Origin of the sequence: Collinsella aerofaciens, assembly GCF_039062315.1 — a bacterium.
Classification (GTDB): domain Bacteria; phylum Actinomycetota; class Coriobacteriia; order Coriobacteriales; family Coriobacteriaceae; genus Collinsella; species Collinsella aerofaciens_BG.
The window spans coordinates 1-26,121 of the sequence record NZ_JBCJBG010000019.1 but is presented as its reverse complement, the minus strand read 5'-3'; the positions used below and the strand labels follow the sequence as shown (position 1 = coordinate 26,121).

24 protein-coding genes are annotated in these 26,121 nt (G+C 57.4%); 4 read left to right on the top strand and 20 right to left on the bottom strand.

Annotated elements, in window-relative coordinates; genetic code table 11:
- Nucleotides 1–113: 113 nt before the first annotated feature.
- Nucleotides 114–980 (top strand): DegV family protein, encoded by an 867-nt coding sequence (locus tag ABCP74_RS08410; RefSeq protein ID WP_117770347.1) that lies wholly within the window; start codon nt 114–116, stop codon nt 978–980.
- Nucleotides 981–1,053: 73 nt separating this feature from the next.
- On the opposite strand, the gene ABCP74_RS08405 is transcribed toward ABCP74_RS08410, so the two are convergent.
- Together ABCP74_RS08405 and ABCP74_RS08400 are read right to left on the bottom strand one after the other, a co-directional pair.
- Complete coding sequence (locus tag ABCP74_RS08405; protein ID WP_217108113.1) at nt 1,054–1,665, bottom strand: DUF1836 domain-containing protein; 612 nt, start codon at nt 1,663–1,665, stop codon at nt 1,054–1,056.
- A gap of 154 nt (nt 1,666–1,819) precedes the next feature.
- Nucleotides 1,820–2,758, bottom strand: a complete 939-nt coding sequence (locus ABCP74_RS08400; protein ID WP_195521858.1) for an NAD(P)/FAD-dependent oxidoreductase — start codon at nt 2,756–2,758, stop codon at nt 1,820–1,822.
- 117 nt (nt 2,759–2,875) lie between these two features.
- Between ABCP74_RS08400 and ABCP74_RS08395 the strand changes: the two genes are divergently transcribed.
- On the top strand, nt 2,876–4,177 hold the full coding sequence (locus ABCP74_RS08395) for an MGDG synthase family glycosyltransferase (protein ID WP_343001576.1): 1,302 nt from the start codon (nt 2,876–2,878) through the stop codon (nt 4,175–4,177).
- 394 nt (nt 4,178–4,571) lie between these two features.
- Here the strand turns inward: ABCP74_RS08395 and dut are convergent, their stop codons facing one another.
- Genes dut through ABCP74_RS08380 form a run of 3 tightly spaced genes read right to left on the bottom strand, consistent with a single transcriptional unit; the run spans nt 4,572 to nt 5,964 of the window.
- Nucleotides 4,572–5,015 carry a dUTP diphosphatase gene (gene dut / locus ABCP74_RS08390; RefSeq protein WP_195404081.1) on the bottom strand — a complete coding sequence of 148 codons (444 nt, stop codon included), beginning with the start codon at nt 5,013–5,015 and terminating at the stop codon, nt 4,572–4,574.
- Between the two features lie 4 nt (nt 5,016–5,019).
- A complete protein-coding gene (gene nrdR, locus ABCP74_RS08385) occupies nt 5,020–5,463 on the bottom strand; it encodes a transcriptional regulator NrdR (protein WP_022093781.1) in 444 nt (147 codons plus the stop codon).
- A gap of 51 nt (nt 5,464–5,514) precedes the next feature.
- Nucleotides 5,515–5,964 (bottom strand): LysM peptidoglycan-binding domain-containing protein, encoded by a 450-nt coding sequence (locus ABCP74_RS08380; RefSeq protein WP_195404082.1) that lies wholly within the window; start codon nt 5,962–5,964, stop codon nt 5,515–5,517.
- 163 nt (nt 5,965–6,127) lie between these two features.
- On the opposite strand from ABCP74_RS08380, the gene lexA reads away from it, so the two are divergent.
- Nucleotides 6,128–6,772: a transcriptional repressor LexA gene (gene lexA / locus ABCP74_RS08375; RefSeq protein ID WP_040359862.1), complete on the top strand. Its 645-nt coding sequence runs from the start codon at nt 6,128–6,130 to the stop codon at nt 6,770–6,772.
- Nucleotides 6,772–7,476 (top strand): heparan-alpha-glucosaminide N-acetyltransferase, encoded by a 705-nt coding sequence (locus tag ABCP74_RS08370; protein WP_271760378.1) that lies wholly within the window; start codon nt 6,772–6,774, stop codon nt 7,474–7,476. The genes lexA and ABCP74_RS08370 overlap by 1 nt, the downstream gene beginning before the upstream one ends.
- Here the strand turns inward: ABCP74_RS08370 and hflX are convergent.
- The 15 genes from hflX to ABCP74_RS08295 all read right to left on the bottom strand — a co-directional run bounded on the left by hflX (nt 7,461) and on the right by ABCP74_RS08295 (nt 25,555).
- Complete coding sequence (gene hflX, locus ABCP74_RS08365; RefSeq protein ID WP_271760376.1) at nt 7,461–8,750, bottom strand: GTPase HflX; 1,290 nt, start codon at nt 8,748–8,750, stop codon at nt 7,461–7,463. The genes ABCP74_RS08370 and hflX overlap by 16 nt on opposite strands.
- On the bottom strand, nt 8,750–9,688 hold the full coding sequence (gene miaA, locus ABCP74_RS08360; RefSeq protein WP_271760374.1) for a tRNA (adenosine(37)-N6)-dimethylallyltransferase MiaA: 939 nt from the start codon (nt 9,686–9,688) through the stop codon (nt 8,750–8,752). Before miaA ends, hflX begins: the two co-directional genes overlap by 1 nt.
- Nucleotides 9,688–11,058, bottom strand: a complete 1,371-nt coding sequence (gene miaB, locus ABCP74_RS08355; RefSeq protein WP_055285164.1) for a tRNA (N6-isopentenyl adenosine(37)-C2)-methylthiotransferase MiaB — start codon at nt 11,056–11,058, stop codon at nt 9,688–9,690. Before miaB ends, miaA begins: the two co-directional genes overlap by 1 nt.
- A gap of 45 nt (nt 11,059–11,103) precedes the next feature.
- A complete protein-coding gene (locus tag ABCP74_RS08350; RefSeq protein WP_006235982.1) occupies nt 11,104–11,421 on the bottom strand; it encodes a stage V sporulation protein S in 318 nt (105 codons plus the stop codon).
- Between the two features lie 74 nt (nt 11,422–11,495).
- A complete protein-coding gene (locus ABCP74_RS08345) occupies nt 11,496–12,581 on the bottom strand; it encodes an ATP-binding protein (protein WP_343001574.1) in 1,086 nt (361 codons plus the stop codon).
- 1 nt (nt 12,582) lies between these two features.
- The gene (rny, locus tag ABCP74_RS08340; RefSeq protein WP_115596193.1) at nt 12,583–14,133 is read right to left on the bottom strand and encodes a ribonuclease Y; all 1,551 of its coding nucleotides are present in this window, start codon (nt 14,131–14,133) and stop codon (nt 12,583–12,585) included.
- Nucleotides 14,134–14,390: 257 nt separating this feature from the next.
- Entirely contained in the window at nt 14,391–15,083 is a 693-nt protein-coding gene (locus ABCP74_RS08335; protein ID WP_343001573.1) for a regulatory protein RecX, read from the bottom strand.
- A gap of 11 nt (nt 15,084–15,094) precedes the next feature.
- Nucleotides 15,095–16,243, bottom strand: a complete 1,149-nt coding sequence (gene recA / locus ABCP74_RS08330) for a recombinase RecA (RefSeq protein ID WP_022094695.1) — start codon at nt 16,241–16,243, stop codon at nt 15,095–15,097.
- A gap of 256 nt (nt 16,244–16,499) precedes the next feature.
- Nucleotides 16,500–17,030: a CinA family protein gene (locus tag ABCP74_RS08325; RefSeq protein ID WP_161161358.1), complete on the bottom strand. Its 531-nt coding sequence runs from the start codon at nt 17,028–17,030 to the stop codon at nt 16,500–16,502.
- Between the two features lie 12 nt (nt 17,031–17,042).
- Complete coding sequence (gene pgsA, locus ABCP74_RS08320; protein ID WP_425458554.1) at nt 17,043–17,591, bottom strand: CDP-diacylglycerol--glycerol-3-phosphate 3-phosphatidyltransferase; 549 nt, start codon at nt 17,589–17,591, stop codon at nt 17,043–17,045.
- Between the two features lie 99 nt (nt 17,592–17,690).
- Nucleotides 17,691–19,040, bottom strand: coding sequence for a 30S ribosomal protein S12 methylthiotransferase RimO (rimO, locus tag ABCP74_RS08315; protein ID WP_343001571.1), 1,350 nt, complete (start codon nt 19,038–19,040; stop codon nt 17,691–17,693).
- A 27-nt stretch (nt 19,041–19,067) separates the two neighbouring features.
- Entirely contained in the window at nt 19,068–19,565 is a 498-nt protein-coding gene (locus ABCP74_RS08310) for a YajQ family cyclic di-GMP-binding protein (protein WP_343001570.1), read from the bottom strand.
- A gap of 26 nt (nt 19,566–19,591) precedes the next feature.
- Entirely contained in the window at nt 19,592–21,103 is a 1,512-nt protein-coding gene (locus tag ABCP74_RS08305; protein ID WP_343001569.1) for a RodZ domain-containing protein, read from the bottom strand.
- Nucleotides 21,103–23,883: an FtsK/SpoIIIE family DNA translocase gene (locus ABCP74_RS08300; RefSeq protein WP_343001568.1), complete on the bottom strand. Its 2,781-nt coding sequence runs from the start codon at nt 23,881–23,883 to the stop codon at nt 21,103–21,105. Before ABCP74_RS08300 ends, ABCP74_RS08305 begins: the two co-directional genes overlap by 1 nt.
- A gap of 1 nt (nt 23,884) precedes the next feature.
- A complete protein-coding gene (locus ABCP74_RS08295; protein ID WP_006235967.1) occupies nt 23,885–25,555 on the bottom strand; it encodes a ribonuclease J in 1,671 nt (556 codons plus the stop codon).
- Between the last annotated feature and the right edge of the window lie 566 nt (nt 25,556–26,121).

The window sequence follows — 26,121 nt, the reverse complement described above, 5'->3', positions numbered from 1 at the left end:
TCCATTCTTTTGCCTTTAGTGCAGTCCGCTATCTAGTTTTGAATACTAGATAGCGGCCCAATCGGTCTGCAAGATGGCTATAATTGAATGGGAACGATTAGAAAGGACCCTCTATGAGCTGGGCACTTATCTCCGATTCAAGCTGCAACCTCCGCGATTGGCAACCGACCGCGCCCCATACCACCTTTGCATTTGCGCCCCTCAAAATTCGAGTGGGGGAGCATGAATTCGTCGATGACCTTTCGCTCGATGTTCATGAGCTCAACTGCGCTGTTCAGGCGGAGACGAACGCTTCTTCGAGCGCTTGTCCCAGCGTAGGGGAGTGGGCCGAGCTCTTCAAATTGGCAGACAAGACCATCTGCATGCCGATCTCTGAGGGCGTGTCGGGCAGCTACAACGCGGCAGCCACGGCTCGCGATATGGTTCTTGCCGAGGAGCCCGACCGACAGATTCATCTAGTCAATTCACGCGCAGCTGGCGGCAAAATGGACCTCATTTTCTTGCTGTTCGACCGCTATCTTGCAAGCAATCCGAATGTCTCATTCGAGGATGCTTGCGCATACTTCGATAGCCTTGAACAGAACAGCAAAATCCTCTTCAGTTTGTGCAATTACGAAAACCTCGCCAAAGCCGGACGTATCCCTAAGGCAGCCGGCGTCATTGCCAACAAGCTCAATATCCGTATTTTGGGCACAGCGAGTGAGGCCGGTAAAATCGAACTCGTCGGGCACACGCGTGGCGAAAAGAAGATGCTCAACAAGATCATCGACACTATGGAAGCCGAGGGCTTTACGGGCGGTGAGGTCGTCATAGATCACGTTGAGAACGAAGCTGGAGCCCAGGCGCTCACTGACCGCATAGTCGAGCATTGGCCCGGCTCCAAGACCATCATCATGCCCTGCAACGGCCTGGATTCCTATTACGCCGAGATGCACGGCCTCATCATCGGCTACGGCATGGGCGTAGCTTCGGGCAAATAAAGTCCAACCAAGCAAAAATACGAGCGGGACAAAGCGACAGATGGCTCTTTGTCCCGCCCGTTTTATACGTCGGCTAGCTATTAAACCCGTTGAACTTGAGATAGCTCATCAAGTAAGCCTTCGAAACGAAGGACGATACCGCGCTACGCACAAGCAGCGACTCACGCGTTACCTGATGCGCCGTATCGGGCACGGGAGTCTGCTCGACGGAAAACGCCGCACGAATCGATGCCTCGAGCTGATCGACCACATAATCAAAGGCCGTCGGGGCATCGTAGCTCAAACGCTGAATGTTAAAGAGTGCCTGCACCGCAGCAATAGGTAGCACCTGCTTAAAGATGCAGATAGCGATCAGGCGGGCAATCTGCTCGCGGCCATATTGCTTTTTGACCGGAGCAGGCACTAGGCCGACCTTTACGTAGTTATTGATCATCGATGGCGTAATGATAGGCTGCTCAACGCAAATGGACAGCGGCTCCATCCAAAGCGCAACATACTCAATAACCTGGTCGCGGTAGAGTGTCACATTGGGCAACTGGTCATAGCGCGGCAGACTCAACGTATTGAGTTTGCGCACGATATCGGACTGAATAAATGCATCGGGCAGCACAGTGGGCTGAATATCCTCAGGCTTAATGCTGACCGACGAATCGGACATCGGGATAACGCGTTTGGCGTGGTTCATAAGGATCCTCCGTTCATTAGCTATATTGTATTCTAGGTTATCTAGTTTTGCATACTATATAACCGGAAAGTAAAAGTGGTTGGACAGCACATTGATACACCGTCCAACCACTTTGTTAAAAGACAACAACCTTACATAAGATATATTATCGTACTTATCCGTGGAGAAATGCGTATGCTCTGGTTGCCGCTATGGCTCCATCAGAAACGGCGGTCACAACCTGACGTAAAAGCTTGGAACGGATGTCGCCAGCGGCAAATAGACCTGGCGTGCGGGTCGCCATGGATTCATCAGTCAGAATGCCGCCATCAGGCGCCAGATCGACTAGATGCTCAACAAGCTCGGTATGGGGTTGCGTCCCGGTAAAGACAAAGATACCAAACGAGCCGGGCTCAAATGAATCGGTATGAGTCTCACCGGATGCATTGTCCTTAAAGGTAATCGTCGTTGGCATGGCTTCGCCCGAGAGCTCCACAATACTAGTTTGGTACCTAACTGAAATATTATCTTTTGCAAGAACTTTTTGAACCACACCATCGGGGGCACGGAACTGATCGCGGCGCAAAACGATGGTCACGCTGCTGGCGATTTCTGACAAGAACAGAGCTTCCTCGCATGCCGAATTGCCACCACCGATTACAAAGACCTGTTTGCCACGGAAGAACATGCCGTCACACGTCGCGCAATACGAAACGCCACGACCGCGATACGTATCCTCGCCAGCGAAACCTGCCGGACGCGGCGTGGCACCCATGCAAGCGATAACACTCCTAGCCGTCGTATCACCAACATCGTGATGAACGGTAAACAATTTGGAGCCGGCATCGTAATCGACACCCGTCACCATGCTCCATTCAACCTGAGCCCCTAGGCCTTCTGCATGTTGTTGGAATCGCTCACCGAGTTCAGCGCCGCTCAGTAGCGGAATGCCCGGATAGTTCTCGACCTCATTGGTTGTGGCGATCTGTCCTCCCGACATGCCCTGCTCAATCACGGTCGTCGTTAGGTTGGCGCGCGCCGCGTAAATGGCTGCAGCATAGCCCGCAGGGCCGCCGCCGATAATAGCAACATCGATCGGCTGATGGGTAGTCATGAAGAGACCTCCTGTCGAAAGATTGGCGTTCTTTGCGCTCATACCCAAATTTACGTGAACATGACACTCATGCACTACAATGATAAATCGCGTAACAAAGCTGAAGGGGAGTTATCGATGGATCAAATGCAGACGAGCAATAGCGCTCCCCTGCCCATGCAAGCTACTCCCCAACCGGAGCAAATGACCGTTTCACCTGCACAAAAACCCCTAGTAACCATCGTGCACGCATCGGTTGGATCGGGCCACAAAGCCGCCGCCAACGCGATTGCACAAGCATTTGACCTTATCAGCGGCACCAAGGGAATCCCTGAGGATGTTGAGATCGAAGTCCTGGATATCCTCGATTTTGGACGTATTAGGTTCGATGGTAATAAAACAGCAGCTTCGTTTACCGGCGCCACGCGTCCCATATATGACCTAACCTGGCGATACACGTTTACGGGACATCTGCTCTGGGGCGGAGGCACGGCATGGTCACGTATTATGTTCCCTGCCTTCAACGAATATGTCCACACCCGCAGGCCCATAGCCGTGGTCGCAACACACATCACGGCGGCCAACGTCGCTGTGGGTGCCCGCGTCATCACGGGTATCGATTATCCCGTCATCTGCGTACCAACAGACTATGAAGTCGAAGGCTTTTGGCCCCACAAGGACACCGATCTGTTCTGCGTAGCCAACGAATTTATGGCCGAGACACTTCGCCCCCGTAAAGTTCCCGAGACCAAAATCCGCATTACAGGCATCCCCATTCGCGCCGGGTTTGATACGGACTACAATCGCGAGGAAGAACTCGAGAAGTTCAATCTCCCCGCTGACAAGACCGTTGTGTTGGTGATGGCCGGTGCCAGTTTGCCTCAACCGTACGTTCGCTTTCGCGCGGAGATGGACCGCACACTCCCCTTCTTGCGCAGCTTCGAGGACATGCACTTTGTCTTTTTGCCGGGCAAGGATGAGGAATACGCCACCCGCCTCAAGACGCTCTTCGACGCCATGAAGCTCGAAAACGTCACGGTTCTGGACTACGTGGACGATATGGCAGCCCTCATGCACGGCTGCGACCTGGCAATCCTCAAATCGGGCGGACTCACCGTCACCGAATGCCTATGCGCGCATCTGCCGATGATCCTGCTGGGCAAATCATATGGTCAAGAAAAGGCCAACACCACCATGCTCACCGGAATGGGCGCCAGCATGCATGTCACCACCGCACGAGAACTCATCGTAACCCTGCGCCATCTGCACGATCATCCCGAATCACTCAAAGCCCTACTCATCAACGGCGAAGTACTACGCCGCCCCCACGCAGCCGAAGATATAGCCATCGCAACCATGGAGCTCGTAGGCAAACCCCAAAAGCGCAAACGAGCCTTCTGCCGCTTCTACTGGGGCGGAAAACCCGCGCATATCCGCTAGCATTGGACTGTCCGCTTACCTGTGGGAGGCCCCTATATATCATCCCATGCTCAAACATTCTCGCTGCGCTGCGAAACTGCGCGTGGGACGATATATAGGGGCCTCCCACAGGTAAGCTGCGTTAACGTACTAGCGGCTATACCAGATTCCCCACCAGTAGAATCTGAAAAGGGGAACCAGAAAATATAAATACAGTAAGTCGATGCGACAAAGGAGGCGTCTCTTTATCGCATCGACTTACTAGAAAAGTAAATATTGTTTCAAGCGAGTAGCCGCCCGCCCGGGGCTTACCTATATCGTTCCACGCGCAGTTTCGCAGCGAGCGAAGCGACGCGAGAATGTTTGAGCATGGAATGATATAGGTAAGCCCCGGGCGGGAGGGATACGAGTACCCCTAGGCGACGCCGCTGGAGCCGAAGCCTCCGTTGCCTCGGTCGGTTTTGTCTAGTTCGTCTACCTCTATGAGGTTGACCGTGGGGACTTCTTGGATGACGAGTTGGGCTATGCGGTCGCCTTTGTTGATTTGGATGTTGTTGGAGGGGTCCAGGTTGATGAGGATAACCTTGAGTTCTCCTCGGTAGTGGGCGTCGATGAGGCCCGGCGTGTTAACTATAGACAGGCCCTGCTTGATGGCCAAGCCGCTGCGGGGCTGGACGAAGCCGGCGTAGCCATCGGGCAAGGCGATGGCCAGCCCAGTAGAGACCAGACGACGTTCGAAGGGCTTCAGGACGCAGTCCTCGTTGGAGCGCAAATCCAAGCCGGCATCGGTGGGATGGGCGTATTTGGGAAGCTCGACGGTGGGGTCGAGACGCTTTATGTTGACGGTAATGTTGGACATGGAATCACCTTAGCTTGTCGAGCTCTTGCAGAAACTCATCGACGTCTTTGAAATCGCGGTAGACCGAGGCAAAGCGGATGTAGGCCACCTTGTCGATCTTGGCCAAGCGCTTGAGCACCATGTCACCCAACTCATGGGACGTGACGGCCGTCAGCGTGCGAGAGCGCAGCTCGACCTCGATGTCGTCGATAATCTCATTGAGCTTCTTAGTATCGATATCACGCTTGATGGTGGCGCGCATCAAGCCGACGAGCAGCTTATTGCGATCGAACCGCTGCTTGGTTCCGTCTGACTTAATGACCTCGATTGGGTCTTCGCATCGCTCAAACGTTGTAAAGCGATAGTTACACGAACAACATTCGCGACGGCGCTTAATGGTGTTATTTGACTCCTGCATACGGGAATCAACGACGCGGGTATGTGCCTTGCCACATTTGGGACAGCGCATGGTACCTCCTCTTAAACGATAACAAGGGTACCATGCGCAGCGCGATAATGATTACGAACGAGCAGGAACCTTAAGATGCGCACCGGCGGCGAGCGAACCATGCTCCAGATGATTGACGTTACGGATCATGTCGGAAGTCTCTTGCGTGGAAAGGCCTTCGATAGGATATTCCTCGGCAAGCGACCAAAGAGAATCACCAGGCTGAACGCGAATAGTCTCGTAGGTAACGTTGGAAACGGACTCGGCATACGCGGCGTGACGAGCGCTAAAGACCGACGTAGCGAGGACAACGAAGAGCGTAAGCGCAACGGCAACGGCGACAATCGTCGGAACCTTCAGGGCAACGCGGGCCGGCGCAACTACAGCCTGCTGATTGCGAGCAGACTTTACGGTCAAAGGCTGAAAGCCGGAGCGGCCACCCTGAACAACCGTAAAAGTGGGTTCTGCAGGCGTCTCGAGTTTAAGGGCAAGGTTTCCCTGGACCATATTCGTTGCGTTCATCATGTTCTCCTCTCGCGTGTTTTGCTGAGAACAGTTTTATCAAGCCGCGCGGACAAAAATGTCTAGCGCGAGAACGAATGTTCGGTTATTATTATCTTCGAACAGTTGTTCCTGTCAAGCAAAATTCGAACATTTGTTTGACATGGGTAGAGAGGATGCCCTGATGGCTCGCAAAATTACCAAGCGTCAGCAGCAAATTTACGACTTCATCAAGGAATATCAGCAGGAGAAGGGTTATCCGCCCAGTGTGCGCGAGATGGCATCTGCCGTGGGCCTTTCCTCCCCCAGCACCGTGCACGCCCACTTATCTGCCTTGGAGGCGCGCGGGCTGCTCAAGCGCGATGCCACCAAACCGCGCGCCCTGGAACTCTTTAACGAGGACGGCTCCTCTGTCTCAATTTCTAAATCTGACGAGCCCACCGCACCTCGCGGAACGGTCTCGCTACCGCTCGTTGGTCGCGTCGCGGCTGGGATTCCCATTCTGGCCGAGCAGAATATCGAAGACACTTTTACTATCCCGACCGAAATCGCCACTGATCAGGGTTCCTTTATCCTTGAGGTGCATGGGAGCTCAATGATCAATGTCGGCATCTTCAATGGCGATTACATCATCGTCCGTGAACAAAAGAGTGCCATGAACGGCGAAATCGTCGTGGCCATGATTGATGGTTCAGCGACCGTCAAGACGTTCTACAAGGAGCAGGGACGCGTACGCCTACAGCCTGAGAATGACACCATGGAGCCTATCTATGCAACAAATCCCGTTATTTTGGGCAAAGTCGTCGGCTTGATGCGCCGGTTCTCGTAATGCAAAAACGCATCACCATCTTTGATACCGTCCGCGGGTTTACGATGATTTCAATGGCAGGTTTTCACGCTTGCTACGATCTCGCCTACCTGTACGGTTGGGATATGCCCTGGTTTACCCAGACTGTCTTTCAAGACATCTGGCGCGCCAGCATCAGCTGGGTATTCTTGTTTATCGCGGGTTGGATGTGCACTCTTTCGCGCAACAATATCAAACGTGCCGCCAAATACGCCTTAGCAGCACTCGTCGTCTGGCTGGCAACAACACTTGTCTCAGTCGATGATTCGGTTAATTTTGGCATCATCTACTGCATGGCCGCATGTACCGGCATCGTGGCGTTGACCGATCCCGTCCTTAAAAAGATATCAGCGAGATGGGGCATGTCCCTATGCCTTGTGATGTTCGCCCTCACCTGGAGCATCCCCAAAACAATCTACCCTGTCCCCTACCTGGCGTGGCTGGGATTTCCGAGCCCTGGGTTTGTCTCAGGTGATTACTACCCCATCATCCCGTTTATCTTTATGTATCTTGCAGGATACTTCGCCGCACATATAGCGCAGGGAATCGATAAGACCGTCCCTAGCTGGGCCTACGCCAACTCCCTGCCGGCGCTCGCCAGCCTTGGACGTTATGCACTACCCTTTTATCTGCTGCATCAGCCCATTATACTGGGCATTTTGGAGCTCGCCTACTCGGTGCGATAACGCTCGAGCCGCGGTGCGACACGAGCCGGCAGTTTCGCCACAATACGAACGCCATCCTCAAGATATTCCTCATGCAAAAGGGTCCCCTGCTCATGCACGAGTGTAATGAGCGCACCTTCACGATATGGAATGTCGGCTGAAAGCAGTACATCGGTGGCAGCTGCCTCGCGAGCAATGCGATCGACGAGATCGTCGAGCCCCTCGCCCGTTTGGGCCGAGAACAGAACGGCTTCCGGAAAACGACGACGGAAACTTAATCGATCAACGCTATCGAGAAGATCGATTTTATTGAATACGGTCAGCGTTAGGCGCTCTCCGGCGCCGATCTCATCAAGCACGCGGTCGACAGCCTCCAGCTGTCGCTCATAGTCCTCGTCAGACGCATCTACGACTTTGAGAATTAGATCGGCACCCAACACCTCGGACAGCGTCGATTTAAAGGCATCGACAAGACCATGCGGCAGCTTTTGAATAAAGCCGACGGTATCGGTAATCGTCATTCCGCGACCGCCGGGCAGGCGATACGAACGCGTCGTCGGGTCGAGCGTAGCAAACAGCTTGTCCTGCGAAAGTACCGTAGAGCCTGTCAGGCGATTGAGCAACGTCGATTTACCGGCATTGGTATAACCGGCTAACGCGACGCGAAACGCCGGTGACTCAATACGACTCTTGGATTGAACATCACGACGCTGTTCAACCTGCTTGATCTCACGACGAAGCGCAGCGATCTTATTACGAATGAGGCGACGGTCGACCTCGAGCTGACTTTCGCCCTGACCAAAGCGTGAGCCGATGCCGCCGCGCGTCTGTTCCTTGGCGAGATGGCTCCACATGCCGCGCAGACGAGGCAACAGATATTGAAGCTGCGCCAGCTGTACCTGTAGGCGTCCCTCACGCGTCTGAGCATGCAGGCCAAAGATATCCAAGATCAGTGCCGTACGATCGATAATCTTTACCGGCTCGCCCACGGCTTTCTCCAAATAGGATTGCTGCGAGGGCGTCAGGTCGTCGTCAAAAATAACGACATCGGCATCCATGCGATGTACCAGACCGCACAGCTCCTCTACCTTACCGGAACCGATAAATGATTTGGGATACGGCTTTACCAAACGCTGAGACAAGCGAGCCACGCACTGGGCACCAGCCGTGTGGGCAAGGCGCTCCAGCTCATCGAGCGATCGATCGAGTGGCCATGCATTGTCGCGCCACTCAACACCAACCAAAATGGCACGCTCGGGCTCGGGTGCCGTGGGAACAAGGGGGAAACGAGCCATTAGGCAGCCTCAATACGATGCAGGATATCAGCAACGACCTCATCGATCGTACATTCATCCATATCAAACCACGCGATACGGTCATCGCGCTTAAACCACGAAAGCTGACGTTTGGCATAGCGACGCGAACGCATCTTAATGAGTTCGCGAGCCTCATCCATGCTCGTCACGCCATTGAAAGCATCGATGATCTCTTTATAGCCAATTGCCTGCATCGAAGTCAGGGCATCTCCCAGCCCCTGGTCCATAAGACCGCGAACCTCATCAACAAGACCCTGCTCAAACATCACATCGACACGTAGGTTAATGCGTTCATAGAGCACCTCGCGATTTCGCGTCAGGCCAAACCATAACGCATGATAATGCTCGCGCGGAACACTAAACTGCGACTTTTGTTGCGCATAGGAAACGCCATCATCGTGCATTTCGAGCGCGCGAATCACACGCCGCACGTTATGCGGATGAATAACAGCAGCTGATTCTGGATCGCGCTCGGCAAGCAGGGCATGCAGTTCTTCCTCGCCAATACGCTCGGCAAGCTCCTGATACCCCGCGCGACGATCGTCCTCAAGCTCGCCCGAGGGAAAATCCATCTCATCCAGGGCGGCCTTGAGATACAAGCCTGTGCCCCCGCAAAACACCGGTAGGCGGCCCTCGCCAAGCAAACGCTCAACATGCGCGCGAGCGTCAGCCTGATAAAGCGCCGCAGAGTACGCCACACCCGGCTCTACAATGTCGACGAGACGCAGCGGCGCCGTACACTCATCGGGCGCCATCTTTGCGGTACCGATGTCCATGCCGCGATAGATTTGCATCGCATCGCACGACAGCACTTCGGACGAAAGACGAGCCGCCAAACGGTCGGCAACACCACTCTTACCAACCGCCGTCGGACCGACGATCGCAACGGCGGAAAGACCTGCCCCGGGAGAAACCATTAGCGCGGCTCGCCCACAACGGAGCCGGACAAATACCAGGTCTTGGCAACGTCAACGTCAACATCAACGATCTTGCCAACAAGCTGATCGATGCTGTAACCCTCGGGGATAGGCGCATGCACGGTCTGATTCTTGGGACTCTTGCCCAGCAGGACCGCGTCGTTCTTTTTACTCGTTCCCTCAATGAGCGCCGGCACCACAGTATGAAGCTCACCCTGGTTGTACTCGTGCGCCGTGGTCTCGATAACCTTAACCAGGCGGTTGAAACGCTCGAGAATAACCTCATGCGGCGTAGGATCGTCAATCTCGGCGGCCGGGGTACCGGCGCGCTTGGAATAGATGAAGGTATAGGCCTGAGCATAGCGGACCGTCTCGGCAAGTGAGAGCGTCTGCTCAAAGTCTTCTTCAGTCTCGCCCGGGAAGCCAACGATAATGTCGGTCGAGAGCGCGATATCGGGCATGCGGTTGCGAATGCGATCGACCAGGCCCAGATAGTCCTCGCGTGTATAACGGCGATTCATCTCTTTGAGGATCCGTGTCGAACCTGACTGGACGGCCAGGTGCAACTGCGGCATAACGGCAGGCGTCTCGGCCATGGCGTCGATGGTCTCGGGGAGCAGATCCTTGGGATGCGAAGACGTAAAGAAGATGCGCTCCACACCCGTATCGCCCACGGCACGCAGCAGATCGGCAAAACGCGGCTTGCCAAACAGATCGCGACCATATGAGTTAACGTTTTGGCCCAGCAGCGTAATCTCACGCACGCCCTGGCGCACCAAACCGGTCACCTCGTCGACAATCTCCTCGAAGGGGCGACTTTTTTCGCGACCGCGCACGTACGGCACGATGCAATAGGTGCAGAAATTATTGCAGCCTGTCATGATGGGCACCCAGGCGTGATACTGGGTCTCGCGATGCCACGGCATGCTCATGGCATCCGTATCCTCATGCTCATTGGTGCGGATATGACGCTTACCATCAAGGAACGCCTCGGCAATGAGCTCGGCCACATGTGCGATGGAATGCGTGCCAAAGATGACATTGACGTTATCGACGTTGGTGAGCAGGCCCTCTCCATCACGCTGCGCGATGCAGCCGCCCACGGCAACCACACGCTTGCCCGAAGGCGAAGGCGGCAGGCTTTTGCAGGAATTGCACTGACCGTACAGGCGAGTATCGGCGGCCTCACGCACACAGCATGTCATGAAGACAACGATATCGGCATGCTCGGGATCGAGCGCCATGAGGCAGCCATACGAATCAAGCAGACCGCTCACACGCTCGGAGTCGTGTTGATTCATCTGACAGCCAAAGGTGCGGATAAAGTAGGTTTTACCGGCAAGAATATCGCGTACGGAACGCTGGTCCATGTGCATAAGTCCTAACGATGGGGAGCGAAACGAGGCAAGCAGAAGCTATGCCACAGGCTTAACATCATCCATGACGACGTTATCCATAGCAGCTCGATTGATCTGGTGAACGTAGATAGAAAGGCGGATGGCCGTGCGCGACTCCCCGTTAATGAGGATGTCGGAGAACACAGGCGCGCAGGAAATATCAAAACCGGTTGGAATCAAAAAACCGCGCGCGATAGCAACGGCCTTAATGGCCTGGTTGACAGCACCGGCACCGACACACTGGATGTTGACGGGTACACCATCCTTGACCATGCCGGCGATGGCGCCGGCAACGGACGCGGGCGATGATTTGCTTGATACCTTCAGGCAATCCATGAAGAAACTCCTGCGTTTAAAAGTACGTTTTAACTGCAATAACTTTATCGTACCGAGTGGACTCGGTAAAGGCACTATTCCTCTTTGGCAAGATCGAAGGTCACGGTGATTCGATCACGCGAAACACGGATCTTTGGGTCGCCGCAAAGATTGAGATAGTACCGGGCGGCAAGGTCATTAAAGTCGCGCTCCACAGCACGCGAAAACTGTGCCATGTCATCCTTGGCAATACGCAGCCCACGACGATCCTTCGCGAGATCGACAGGAGCCGGCGCATGCGAGGATGAGTCACGCTTGCGCAGCAGACGCGCAGTCACACCGCGAACGGGCTTAATCTGCCCTGCCAAAATGCGATGGGCCGTGCGCTCGGACATCTCAAGACCCAAACCCGAACAAATACGAATAAAGTCCTCGGCATCAGAGGCAAGGCCTAAACGATCGACAACCGGAAGCTCGCTCTCATCATCAATAAACAGGAGACGAGACGTATCGAGCCGACTTGACGCCTGAGCATAAAGGGTCGCGGCAATCTCAGACGGAGAACCAAGATAGACATCGCAACCACGCAACTCCTCGAGCGCAAACTCACAGGCAGCGCGAATAATATTATGCGGACCGCGAGCACAGACATAACGTCCGTCCTCATCCTTGACGGCCTGGGGCCAGCTGGACTGATCGGCACGCTCGCTGAGGCGGTCGGCCGCAACGCTCACCTTAAAGGCTGAGCCAAGATCGACACCAGACGTGACCACGCGGGCCTCGTCGGTGTTCTGCTTGATCGAAAACAATGCCATGCCACGACCGTGAACGCCCCAACGGTCCATCTTCATGCTCTCGAGCTTTGAGGTAACGCGAGCATCGAAGATTCGCTCTTGCATATCCTGCGGAACACCCGAGCCGTTATCCAGAAAGACAAGCGTGCGGACGCCATCTTCCTTGGTCGTGGCGAGATAGACCTTGTCGGCGCCGGCATCGCGAGCATTACGGAGCATTTCGATGACGATATCCTCGACATGCTGAATGTCGTGCTTTGCCTGGCGCCGCTCGGCCTCCGAAACGCGGAGGCGGACATACCCCTCGCCAAGGTTCTCCTCGACGCGAAGGTTGCCCTCCCCCGACATCGACGCGATAAATGAGATGAGCTCGTTCGCGTCGCTCATATTATTTAGCGATATCGACAGCGCGGCTCTCGCGAATCACGACGACGCGCACCTGACCGGGATACTCCATCTCTTCCTCGATCTGATGGGCGATATCGTGAGCCAGAACCGTGGACTGGGCATCGGAGATCTTGTCCGGCTGAACCATGACATGGACCTCGCGACCAGCCTGCATGGCATAGGTACGCTCGACGCCGTCATGGGAGTTGGCGATCTCCTCGAGCTTCTCAAGGCGCTTGATGTAGTTCTCGGCAGACTCGCGACGGGCACCGGGGCGAGAGGCTGAGACAGCATCGGCGGCCTGCACCAGGACATCGAGCACCGTGTTGGGGTCGACATCGGCATGGTGAGCCTCGATAGCGTGGACGATAACGGGCTTCTCGCCATAACGACGGGCGAGCTCGGCGCCGATGACGGCATGCGGGCCCTCGACGTCGTGGTCAATTGCCTTGCCCAGGTCGTGAAGCAGACCGGCGCGCTTGGCGGTCACAACGTCCAGGCCAAGCTCGGAAGCCATCACGCCGCAGAGATCAGAGACCTCGAGGGAGTGCTGAAGCACGTTCTGACCAAACGAGGTACGGTAGCGCAAGGCACCAAGGGTCTTGACGATCTCGGGGTGCAGGTCGTGGATGCCAGTATCGAAGGCAGCCTGCTCGCCAGCCTCGCGCACGCGCTGCTGAACCAGGTCGGCAGCCTTGTGATACATCTCCTCGATGCGGGCAGGGTGAATGCGGCCGTCGGCGATGAGGTTCTCGAGGGCGACACGGGCGGTCTCACGACGGACCGGGTCGAAGCTCGAAAGAACGACGGTCTCGGGCGTGTCGTCGATCACGAGGTTGACGCCGGAAACCTGCTCGAAGGTGCGGATGTTGCGACCCTCGCGACCGATAATACGGCCCTTGAGGTCATCAGAGGGAATGTGCACGGAGGTAACGGTGACCTCGGCAGTGTGGTCGGCAGCGCAGCGCTGAATCGCCAGGGACAGAATCTCCTGGGCGGTCTTGTGGCACTCGGCGCGAACCTGCTGCTCGGACTCGCGAATGATCGTGGCGGCCTCGTGGGTGACCTCGCCGCGAACCTTATCGAGGAGCTCCTTGTGGGCATCCTCGCGGGTAAGGTCGGCGATACGCTCGAGCTCGGAGGTCTGCTTTGCGCAGAGCTCCTCGAGCTCACGGGAGCGCTTCTCGACCTGACCGGCCTGACTGGACAGCTGATGCTCGCGCTTGTCGAGAGCGTCGTTGCGGCGATCAAGGGATTCCTCGCGCTGCATCACGCGGTTCTCGAGCGTACGAATCTCGCTCTTACGCTGCTTGTCCTCGGCCTCGGCGGCCTGCTTGTTCTTGATGATCTCCTCTTTAGCCTCGAGCAGAGCCTCTTTTTTGAGGGTCTCGGCCTGACGCTTTGCATCGCCGATCAGGGACTCAGCCTGTGCGTGTGCCGACTGGATCTTTTCGTCGGCCTCATGAAGACTACCCTGCTTGGCGGTGCGCATGTAGGCAATGGCGGCGATGGCACCTAAAACGATGCCAACGAGCGCTGCGATGATAGGCATGCTCACTCCTTTTTATGGATTCGTTACACAACAAAGCGAACCGTCCTTACGAACGGCTCGCGACATTTGAGTAATATGGGCGCAGCTTATGCGGGTCGGATACAGATAAACATATAAACAAACTCATCACAGATGAGCACATATCACAAAGCAAATGACAGTGTTTATCGTACGTTGAACCACAACAACTGTCAAATAAATGGCCCCAGTACGGCGGCTAAAACGCGGTGAACGGCAGGACCACAAAACGCATACGCCTAAACCGCACATTCCTCGCATTCGGCATCGAGACGTGCCTTAACGGCATCGGCGGCGATGTGATACGAGAAGCCCTTGCCCATCAAAAACCGAACCAGTTTTTCGAATCCGCGCGTCTCTGGAACACGCCGCTTGGCGAGCAGGGCTGACGCACGCGCCAAATCGTCTTCGACGGCAAAATAATCCTCGGGATAACCGGGAATGTCATCGAGCACAACATGACGTCGCTTGAGCTCGGTCTCGATTTTGCGCTGTCCCCAACCGCGCCGCTTGCGTTCCTCGATAAAGTACGAGCAAAAGCGGTTCTCGTCTAAAAAGCGATACTCGGTGGCGCGCTCGACGGCGAAATCAATCGCGGGCTGGCGAAAGCCGTAGCGAGCCAACTTGTCACGGACCTCACCCGTCGCATGGTCGCGGCGCGATAACATCTCGGTCACCATGGTAAGTGCACATTTACGCTCGATGAGCTGCACCGCCTCACGAAAGTTGTCCCAATCACAGGGAAGATCGGGGCGGTTTTTGACATACAGCCGCGCGACCCGCACGGGAATCCAAATGGACCGCTCAAAACCGCCCTCAAGCTCACAATCGATATGTGCGCAAGGCTTTTTGGACGCATACCCGCTCGAGAACGAGGAGGCCGCCTTCTTATCGGGAAAGACGACCGTGGCCTCGGTCACCGTATACGACATGAGCGTAACCGCTACTCGTCGTCATCATCGAGCATGGCGGAACCATCGATGGCGTAAAGCTCGTCAAACTCCTCAGGCGCAGGCTGATCGGTCAGCTCGACCTCGGACGGAGCATCGTCATCAAACTCAAGCCCGCAGGCAAGGCGGACCTTATGCTCAATCTCATCGGCGCAATCGGGGTGTTCGCGCAGGAAAGCCTTGGCGGCCTCGCGACCGTTGCCGAGCTTGTCCTCGCCATAGGCAAACCAGGAGCCCATCTTCTTGCAGATGCCGCACTCGACAGCCATGTCCAGAATCGAGCCCTCCTTAGAGATGCCCGTACCGTACATGATGTCGAACTCAGCAGAACGGAACGGAGCTGCCACCTTGTTCTTAACGACCTTGGCGCGCACGCGGTTACCGATAACCTCGTCCTTAAGCTTAATGCTGTCGATACGACGAATGTCGATACGCACCGAAGAGAAGAACTTAAGGGCGCGGCCGCCCGTCGTAGTCTCGGGGTTGCCGAACATGACGCCGATCTTCTCACGCAGCTGGTTAATGAAGATGCACGTCGTGTTGGACTTGGACAGCGAGCCGGCGAGCTTGCGAAGAGCTTGGCTCATCAGGCGAGCCTGAAGACCGACCGTAGTGTCGCCGATTTCTCCCTCGATCTCGGCACGCGGGGTCAGCGCGGCGACGGAGTCGACGACGATGGCATCGATGGCGCCGGAACGCACGAGCATGTCAACGATCTCGAGCGCCTGCTCACCCGTATCGGGCTGGGAAATGAGCACCTCGTCGATATCCACGCCGATGCGCGCGGCATACGTGGGATCGAGCGCGTGCTCGGCATCGATAAATGCCACAACGCCACCCATTGCCTGGGCCTCGGCCAGGATCTCGAGCGAAAGCGTCGTCTTACCGGAGGACTCGGGACCGTAGATCTCGACGATTCGGCCGCGCGGCACGCCGCCGATACCCAGCGCGGCATCGAGGGCCAGGGCGCCCGTGGGAATGGCCTCGACCTCGAGCTCGGGACCACCGTCGCCGTACCTCATGATGGAACCCTGGCCGAATTTCTTCTCGATCTCGGCCTTGGTGGTGGCGATCATCTCATCGCGCTCTTTACCCGTCGTGCGAGCATGAACGGTACGTACGGGACCTGAATTCTTGGCCATGAATAGCCCTCCTCTTAACAACCTGCATCGATAATAAACGAACGGCTGTTCGTGGTCAACCGTTCAGGCCAATCATATGCAGGCGGTCTTTCCAAAACCCAACCAAACGCCGACCAAACACTGACCAAATGCTTGACCACAAAGGACCAAATATGAACAAGGCAGGCAAAAATACATCTACAACCAGCACAAACGCCAATGAGCCTAAGGTCCCCATCTCCACAATTAAGGGGCTCGGAGGCCCCTTAAAACACGTCTATTCCATAGAATTGAGCACAAGGGCAATGCGACCCAATGCCTCCGTGACCGCATGGGCACGAACACACGAACGGTCACCCTCATAGTGGCAGCGCACAAAGTCCACGACCGGCACGCCCCCATCGGCGGAACGATGCGCCCAGCCAATATAGAAAGTGCCCGCCGGATCGTCCTCAGTACCACCGCCGGGGCCGGCATAACCCGTTGCGCTCACTGCAATATCGCTCTGGTACAGCTCCAGCGAACCCGACGCCATCTCGCGCGCAGTCTGGTGCGACACCGCAGTGTAGCGGTCGAGCGTCTCCTGCTCAACACCCAGCACGCGATGCTTAATCTCATCGCAGTAGGTCACCGCACCGCCACGCAGCACCGCCGAGGCACCAGGGATATCGGCGATCGTCGAGGCGATCATGCCAGCTGTCAGAGATTCAGCCGTCGAAACCGTCACACCACGAAAGCTTGCACGCTCGACAATATCGCGTGCGAGCTCTTCGTTATGCGCGGCAATCTGCTCAAATGATTCCGTCATGCCTACCAGGACCTAGACGGAAAAGACTATCTTGCGGCAGTTCCAGAAGTACTGGGCGCCCGAGATAACGGTCAAGACAACGGCAACGGCATACAGGAAGCGCGACACCGAGTAGATGCCGAGCGTCAGCGCCACCGGGCCAAGGTGCAAGCCGGCCATAGCAAAAACGCACAGGTAACCGCAGATGGAAACCATCGTGGTTGCCGTCTTGTACTTGCCGAGCTTATCGGCTGCAACGACCACACCGGCCGCACTCGCAACCATGCGCAGGGCGCTTACCAACAGCTCGCGGAACAAGATGATGAACACGGACCAAACCGTCACGGTGCCAAAGTCCAAGAACAGCAGCAAGGCCGAGAACACGAGCAGCTTGTCGGCGATGGGGTCCAAGAACTTACCGAAATCGGTAATCTCGTTGCGCGAGCGCGCCAGGTAGCCGTCGACCTTATCGGTGCACGACAGGATCACATACAGAATGAAGGCAGCGGCGGCGAGCGGGCCGTCAAAGGTGCTCCAATCCGTACCGGCAACACTCGTTTGAGACAGAGCCGAGACGATCATGAACACCGGGATAAAGACGATGCGAACGCACGTCACGATGTTGGCGGGCGTCCAGACACTCGTCAGTTCCTTATTGCTCTCGTTTGCCACGACGCTCTCCTACTCCACAACATGACCGATAAGCTCATAGCAGAAGCTATCGGTAAACTCGACAGTCAGAATATCGCCCACGGACGCCTCGCTGGCGTCCAGATGCACCGCTCCATCGGAATCGGGCGCCTGGAACCAGGCATGGCCGATCAGCTCGGCGCCGTCCTCGGTCTCTTCGATACCGTCGACGATCACCTGGGCGCGCTCGCCCACGTGGGCGGCGGTGGCGGCAAAACCGAGCGACTCGGCCAGGTCCATGGCCTCCTGGGCGCGCTCGAGCTTGGCCTCTTCGTCGACCTGACCCTCCATCTTAGCGGCCAGGCTGCCCTCCTCCTGCGAGTAGGCAAAGACGCTCGTGTAGTCAAAGCCGACGGTGTCCATAAAGTCGATAAGGTCGCGGAACTCGTCGTCGGTCTCGGTCGGGAAGCCGACCATGGCCGTGGAACGGATCACGATGCCGGGGATACGCTCACGAAGGTCGCGGAACAGATCCTCGAGCTCCTGGCGCGAACCGGAGCGACGCATGGCCTTGAGAATGCGCGCGTCGCAGTGCTGCACGGGGATATCGATATAGGGCAGCACCTCGGGCGTATCACGAATGGTCTCAATGAGCTCGTCAGTCATGCCCTCGGGCTGCAGATAGAGCACGCGGACCCAGACGTTGTGCGGGCGCACGGCCTCGGCGACGGCACACAGCAGCTGCGCCAGATTGCGCGGCGAGCCATCGGCGACGTCCTCGTCGGCAAAGTCGGTACCCCAGATGCCCGTGTCCTGGCCGATCAGCACGATCTCGCGCACACCGCCGGCAACCAGGTCGCGCACCTCGGAGATGATGCTCTCGGCATTGCGCGAATGATAGCGGCCGCGGATATAGGGAATCATGCAGAAGCTGCAGAAACGGTTGCAGCCATCGGAAATCTTGACGTAAGCGACAGCACCCTCGACGGTACGTTTGACCTGCGGGATATAGGCTGCAATCTCACGCTCGACACCCAGCACGCCATCGATGACCGCCACGATGCCATCTTCCTCGTCGGCCTTCACAAAGGCAGCGACCTCGGGCAGCTCGTCAGGCAGGTCGTCGCCATAGCGCGACGGCACGCAGCCACACATGACGATGGGGCAAGAACGAACGCCGTCCTGAACCTCGTTGGCGAGCTCGAGCGTGGTCTCGATGCTCTCGGACGTTGCGGAAGCGAGGAACGAGCAAGTATTGACGATGGCGATATCGGCATCCTGCGGGTCGAATGCCTCCTCGTAGCCTGCGGCGGTCAAAAGAGAACGCATGCGGTCGGTGTCAACCTCGTTCTTAGCGCACCCGAGGGTGATGTAGAGCACGGAGCCCAACGGTGTATCCATGTTGGAGAGCGGTCCTTTCAAATGATATTAGCGGTAGTTGGTGAACTGCAGCGGCTGGCCGTAGTCCTGGTCGCGCAGGAACTGGATCACGGTCTGCAACGCGTCCTTCGAAGCAGAGGAAACACGCAGCTTGTCGGCCTCGATGGTCACCTTGACCTTGAGCTTTTGGTCCTTGATGTCCTTGTTGATCTTCTTGGCGGTCGCCTGGTCGATACCCTCGACGATATGGCCGAGCACGCGCACGGTGCCGCCCGATGCCGCCTGCGGAGCATCCCACGAGACAGCCTTGAGGTCGATGCCGCGCTTGATGAGCTTGGAGCTCAGCACGTCAACAATCTGCTTGGAGACAAAGTCGGCTGGGGCGTTGACCGTAAAGAGCTTGTCGCCCTTCGAAAGCTCGATCGTGGCGCCGGAATCCTTAAGGTCATAGCGCTGGGAAATCTCGCGCGTGGTCTGCTGAAAGGCGTTGTCGACCTCTTGCATGTTGACCTCGGACACGACGTCGAAGCTGGAATCTTTAGCCATGATATTTCCTTTCGCGTACGAGCCGCTTAGTAGCTATCGTACGAATAGTCGGTAGAATCGGTGGGCGTCTGACCGTCAGTTGCGGTATCGGTGCCATCCGTGGACTGGGCATCGGTGCCGTCGGTGGTGTCGTTACCATCGGTGGCGTCGGCACCATCAGAACTTTCACCATTCTCGGAATCAGTCGTCTCCTTCTTGGGAACGGTGATTGTCACACGTGCCACGCCCGAGGTCTTGGTATCGTAACGGACCTTTTCGCCGTTCTTGGTAACGGTAACATCGGAAGGCTTGGACGTGGTGATCTCGATCGAGGACTCGGGCGTGTACTCCTGCTCAAAGGGGCCAGTCGCCTGAGCGCCATAGACCGACTTGCCGTCGACCTTGATCTCAATCCACGCGGTCTTTCCCTTGGCAACGGAAACTTTGATCTTCGTGACCTCGTTCTCTTCCTTCTTGGCCGTCGTCTTGGTAGCGTCCGAATCAGTCGACTCATCCGTCGGCTCATCGGTGTCTTCGTCCTCGTCGACCGTTTCGGTCTTCTTAGAAGACTTCTTGGTCGTCGTCTTGGTAGCAGTGGGCGCCTCGGGCGTGGTCTCGGGCGCCGAAGATGCGCAGCCGCGCAGAAGCACCACGATGAGCACGATCAGCAGCAACGCCACGGCACCGATGCCGGCGTAGACGATACGCGGATCGAGCCCGTTGTTTTGAGGAGTACGGGATCCGCCGCGTCCACGACCGAAACTGCTGCGGCCGCCTCCCTGAGGCATACGACCACGATTGCTATCGGAACGGCCGCGATAGCCGCCCTGGCCCTGAAGGCTGCGCTGACCCGAGCGGGGCGCAAGTTCACCGCGGCCTTGATAGCCACGTTGGCCCGAACGCGGAGCCGAAGAGCGCTGGCCATACGGCTGTGATTGAGAGCGAAGACGCGGCGTCACCTGCGTGGTATCGGCATCCGCATAGCCACCGCGAGAGCGTCCGGTGGAGACACCACGGTGACCGCGATCTGAATAGCCGCCGTCGCCGTAGCCGGCACGAGGGTCACGCGCCACGCCGCGGGCAGCGGGAAGTGCACGGTCCTCGGGCATCGGCGTACTGCGGAACCGGTCACGCTGTGAGCGAATCTCCTCGCCCGAACCCGTCTCAGTAATATAACCGGCCTGCTGAGGACGCTGTCCATAGCGGGTCGAACGACCGCCCTGAACCATCAGGAAGCGCCCGTTATCGACCGAGGAACGCGAATTGACGTAGCCGGCGGCGTCCTGAAAACGACCGCCCTGCTGCGACGTTTCGCGTTCGTATGCCATCAGGTCGTCAAAGTAGGCATTGACGACCTCGCGCGGATTGAGGCCCAAAAAGCGAGCATAGCTCGAAATCATGCCCTGTGCATAGCCGCGCGGCGGCATCGAAGCAAAGTTACCGGTCTCGAAAAACTCGATGATCTGCGGCCTGATTTTGATGGTGTTGGCGACCTGCTGAATGGAAAGGCCCATTCGGCGACGCTGCTCGAGCAGCATGTCACCAAAGCGTGCAGCCATCAGAATCCTCCAAACTCACGATCTTCACGTGCCATCTCGGCGTCGACAGATTCCAGCGCGGCAAGCCCCTCCTCGTCCAACAGGACCTCGCGCGGCTTGGAACCGTCGGGCGGGCCGACGACACCCTTTTCTTCCAGCATGTCCATAATACGCCCGGCACGCGCATAGCCAACCTTCAGACGACGTTGCAGGCCAGATGTGGAGCCCAGCTGCGATTCCACCACAATATGGGCGGCTTCCCAAATGAGCGGATCATCGTCTTGCGGCTCAGCTACTCCGGTGCGGACAATGCCGCCGCCACCCACCATGGACATGGAAGCGGGCGCCACGGCAGACAGGATCTCCTCGTGGTAGTCGGGCTCGCTCTGCGACTTGACGAACTCGACAATCTCGTTGATTTCGTCATCCGAGACAAAGCAGCCCTGGATACGGCGAGGCTTGCCCCAGTCGACCTTGGAGAACAGCATGTCGCCCAAACCGGTGAGCTTTTCGGCACCCATCTGGTCGATGATGACGCGCGAGTCGATGCCCGTGGCGACGTTAAAGGCGATGCGGTTGGTGATGTTGGCCTTGATGAGGCCCGTCACCACGTTGGAGCTGGGGCGCTGCGTAGCCACGATAAGGTGTATACCGGCGGCACGGCCCAGCTGGGCGATACGAACGATCGAGGCCTCGACATCCTTGCCGGCGACCATCATCAGGTCCGAAAGCTCGTCGATGATAATGACCAGATAGGGCATCTTTTGGGGCGGGTTGTCGTAATGCTCAAACTCGCCGGCGGCCTGCTTTTCGTTGTAGGTCGAGATCTTACGCACGTTAAGGCGCTCGAAGACCTTCAGGCGACGCTCCATCTCGGACACGGCCCATTGCAGAGCGCTCGCGGCCTGCTTGGGCTCGGTCACCACGGGCACATAGAGATGCGGCAAACCGTTATAGCCCGCAAGCTCGACGCGCTTGGGGTCGACCATGATCAGGCGAACGTCCTCGGGAAGGGCTCGCATGAGCAGGGTCGTGATGATGGAATTGATCATCACCGACTTACCAGAACCGGTCGTGCCGGCGATCAGCAGGTGGGGCATCTTGGCGAGGTCAGCGACGACCGGCGTGCCCTCGGCATCTCGACCGATGGCCAGCTCGAGCGGACCGCCCTTCACATAGGGAAGCACGTCGCCCAGGTTGACGTTCTGGCGCTTGCGATTGGGAATCTCGATACCCACAAGCGAGGTACCGGGGATCGGGGCAAAGATGCGCACCGACTGAGCAGCGAGCGAAAGCGCGATATCGTCCTCGAGGCTCGAAATCTTGCTCACGCGCTCGCCCTCGCCAGGTTGCAGCTTAAAGGTCGTCACCGTGGGGCCGGCGATCCAGCCGACCACGCGGGCACTGCGGCCAAACTCAAGCAAGGTGGATTGCAGTGACTCGGCAGTCTGTTCCAGCTCCTTGTCAGATGACGCGGAGGACGCCGACTGCGGGTTGGCGTGCAGGATCTCGAGCGGCGGAAGCTTGAGGCCGTCCTCTTCTTCGCCCTCGTTATCCGCGGGGGCATTGACCGCTCCCCCATCGCTAGGAGTAGGCGCCTCGGCAGCGCCCGCGACAGCCGTATCGGCAACCTTGGGATGCTTCAAGAAGTCGGGAATCTGAGGTGTTGCCGAGACAGGATTCACGGCAAACGGCGGCTCGGACTCGTCGATCTTATCGGGGTCGTCTTCCATCGAAAGCTGGCCGGTTACCTGTTCGCGCTTAGCATGGCGACGCGGCAGCAAAGTTGTCTTTGCGGTCTCAATCGGAGCCTCGTCGTCCTCGTCATCGCCCTCGGTAAGCTCAATCTCGCTATCGGACCAAGACGGGTCGGGCTCGCTTGTATTCAACTTGGGCGTGGCCTTGCCCTTCTTGACATGACGGCGCGGCAGCAGCGTCGTCTTAGCGCGCTCGGCCTCCACGGCATCGGATACGTCGACAAACGGATCCTCGTCCTCGTCGTCATCGTCCAAAACCGGGTCCACATCGTTGCCCATGACCGTGGTCACGGCAGCATCGGAGCCCTTTTGACGAAGAATGCTCAGGTGCGGACGGGCAACGCCGGGCACCGACAGGGCTTCGTCGTCACCCCACGGGCTCGCGTTAACATCGGCACGACGGCGCTCGGCAAAATCGGCCGCGCGGTCGCGAGCAGAGCGCAGCACGCCACCCACCGAAAAGCCGATGATGACAAAACCAACGACGGCCAGACCCAACAGGACCACCATCGCGATAGGCTTACCCAGGGCATTCTGCAGCGCACTCGCAATAAACGCACCGATGTAGCCACCCGAGGCGGACAGATTTTGCGGCGTGAACATAAGGTCACACGAGTCGCTCGTACCCGGCACCATCAGCGAAAGAATGGAGACAACGGTGATAAAGACCACGGCTCCGCCCGCGACCGAGCGCACGTTGAGCGGCGAGTCCTCGCCTAAAAAGAGCGTGGCGGCAAACAGCAAAATGACGATCGGCAGCACGTAGGCGCCCAGGCCAAAGCCCAGGTGGTAGAAACCGGCAACCGCAGCCGTAACGGGCGCAGTCGCCGGCGAAATCACGGCAATGAAGGACGCAATCGCCAAAACGGCGATGACCACGCCGGCAATATCGCGGTTGGCCGAGGGCTCGACCAGGGGCTCAAAATCGTCAAAGTCCGCCTCGTGGCCCTTATTGGCACGCAGATGGGAACCGGCACCCTTAGCAGATGCCGGTTGGTTATTGGCCTTATTGCCTTTGGCGTTTTGTGCAGATCCGCGCGCCAAACTAAACCTCCATGACGACCGGGATGATCATCGGACGGGTGCGCGTACGGCTCCAAATAAAGTTGGAGAGTGAATCGCGCACGGCTTTGCGAATGGCATCGGAGCCGCTGCTCGTAAAGCTAAACTTGCCCTTCTCGATCGTCTTCATGATGGACGCGGAGGCATCCTCGGAGAACTGGTCGTCGATAGCAAACGAGACACCGCGGCCCGAGAACTCAATGGCCTCGATCTTCTTGTGCTTGAGCGAGACGATGGCAACGGCCGTGACCATACCGTCGTTGGCGAGCTTCTGGCGATCGCGCAGGACGATGGGGTCGGTATCGCCGATACGCAGGCCGTCGACGTAAACGACGCCGGACTCGACGGGTGTACCGCGCTTGACGATACCACCGCGCATCTCGAGCGTGTCGCCGTTATCGAGGATAAAGATATGATCGTCCTTGATGCCCATCTTGCGGGCCAGCTGGGCATGGGCGCGCAGATGCACGGCCTCACCGTGAACAGGCATAAAGTACGTAGGCTTAGCCATGGCCATCAGGAGCTTGAGCTCCTCCTGGCTACCGTGACCCGAGACGTGGACGAGAGCGCGGTTCTTATCCCACACGTCGCAGCCGAGCTTGGCCAGGCTGTTGACGACCTGCTGGACGGCCTTCTCGTTGCCAGGAACGGGAGTTGCCGAGAGGATGACGGTATCGCCCTCGTGGATAGAGAGCGTCTTGTGCTCACCGTTGGCCATGCGGGACAAGGCCGACAGCGGCTCGCCCTGCGAACCGGTGCACATGACGACAATCTTGTCGTCAGGCAGGTTATCAATGTCAAAGGCATCGATGATATCGGCGTCGTCGATGTTGAGGTAGCCAAGCTCGCGCGCCACGCGGGTGTTAGTGAGCATGGAGCGACCGGTCACAACGACCTTACGGCCGCACTTGCGGGCGGCATCGCAGATCTGCTGCAAACGATGGATGTGGCTCGAGAACGACGCTACGAACACGCGACCCGGCGCGTTCTTGATGGCGTGCAGCAGGTTGGGGCCGACTTCGGCCTCGGACTTGGTAAAGCCCGGAACCGTGGCGTTGGTGGAGTCGGAAAGCAGCAGGTCGATACCCTGCTTGGCAAAGCGGCTGATAGCGGCGTAGTCGGGCGTGACGCCGTCGATGGGTGTCTGGTCGAGCTTAAAGTCGCCGGTGTGCATAACGGTGCCCTGATTGGTGCGGATGAACACGCCCAGAGCGCCGGGGATAGAGTGCGTCATCGAAAAGAAATCGAGCGAGATGCCGCCGAGGTTGACATGGCTGCCGCCCTTGACCTCGCGGAACTTGGGCGCGCGGATGCGGAACTCAGAAAGCTTGCCCTCGATAAAGCCAAGCGTCAGCTTGCTCGAAAAGATGGGCACCTTATTGTTGAGGTCCTGCAGCAGATACGGAAGCGAACCGGTGTGGTCCTCGTGGCCGTGGGTGACGACGATACCGCGGAGCTTCTCCTCGTTTTCAAGAACGTAGGTGTAGTCAGGAAGCACCAGGTCGATACCGGGCTGGGAGTCGTCGGGGAACATGAGGCCAGCGTCGACGAGCACCATGTCGTCGCCGCACTCGAAGACCGTCATGTTCTTACCGATACCGTCAAGGCCGCCGAGCGGGATGATCTTCAAGGGAGATGATTTTTTAGCTGCCATAGGTTAGTGTGGTTTCCTTTCTTCGAAACTGGTCTGGAACAACCGACGGGGCGCTTCTGGCAAACCGACCGCCGGGAACGTACAAACATGCATCACAGAGTCGATGCAATAACCACAGTATGATACCCATTTGGACAACAACAGACCACCCATGCATCAAAGCCCCATCTGAACCTGTGTATCCCGCCGGTCAGGGCTCAGCGGCCCCGGCACGGGCTAAGTTTCCTGCTCTACAGTCCTGCTCATGACGGAGGCCACATTAAGTGGCCTCCTGTTCGTGCGGAACTCGCGATAAACTTAGCCCGTGCCGGGACCGCTGAGCCCTGACCGGCCAATATGAGATAGGTTTATTTTGGTAGGTTTTATCAGGGGAAATACTGCTGTGTCTATCTACAGATCTGAAATCTGACTACTGAATAGACTGTCTAACTAAATAGCGAGCGGCACTAACCAGCCCTTTTGCTTGCGCCCGGGAGGGACGCATATGAAGTTAATCGCGAGTTCCGCACGCAAAGGAAAGCACTTAATGTGCTTTCCGTCTTGCGCAGGACTGTAGAGCAGGAAAC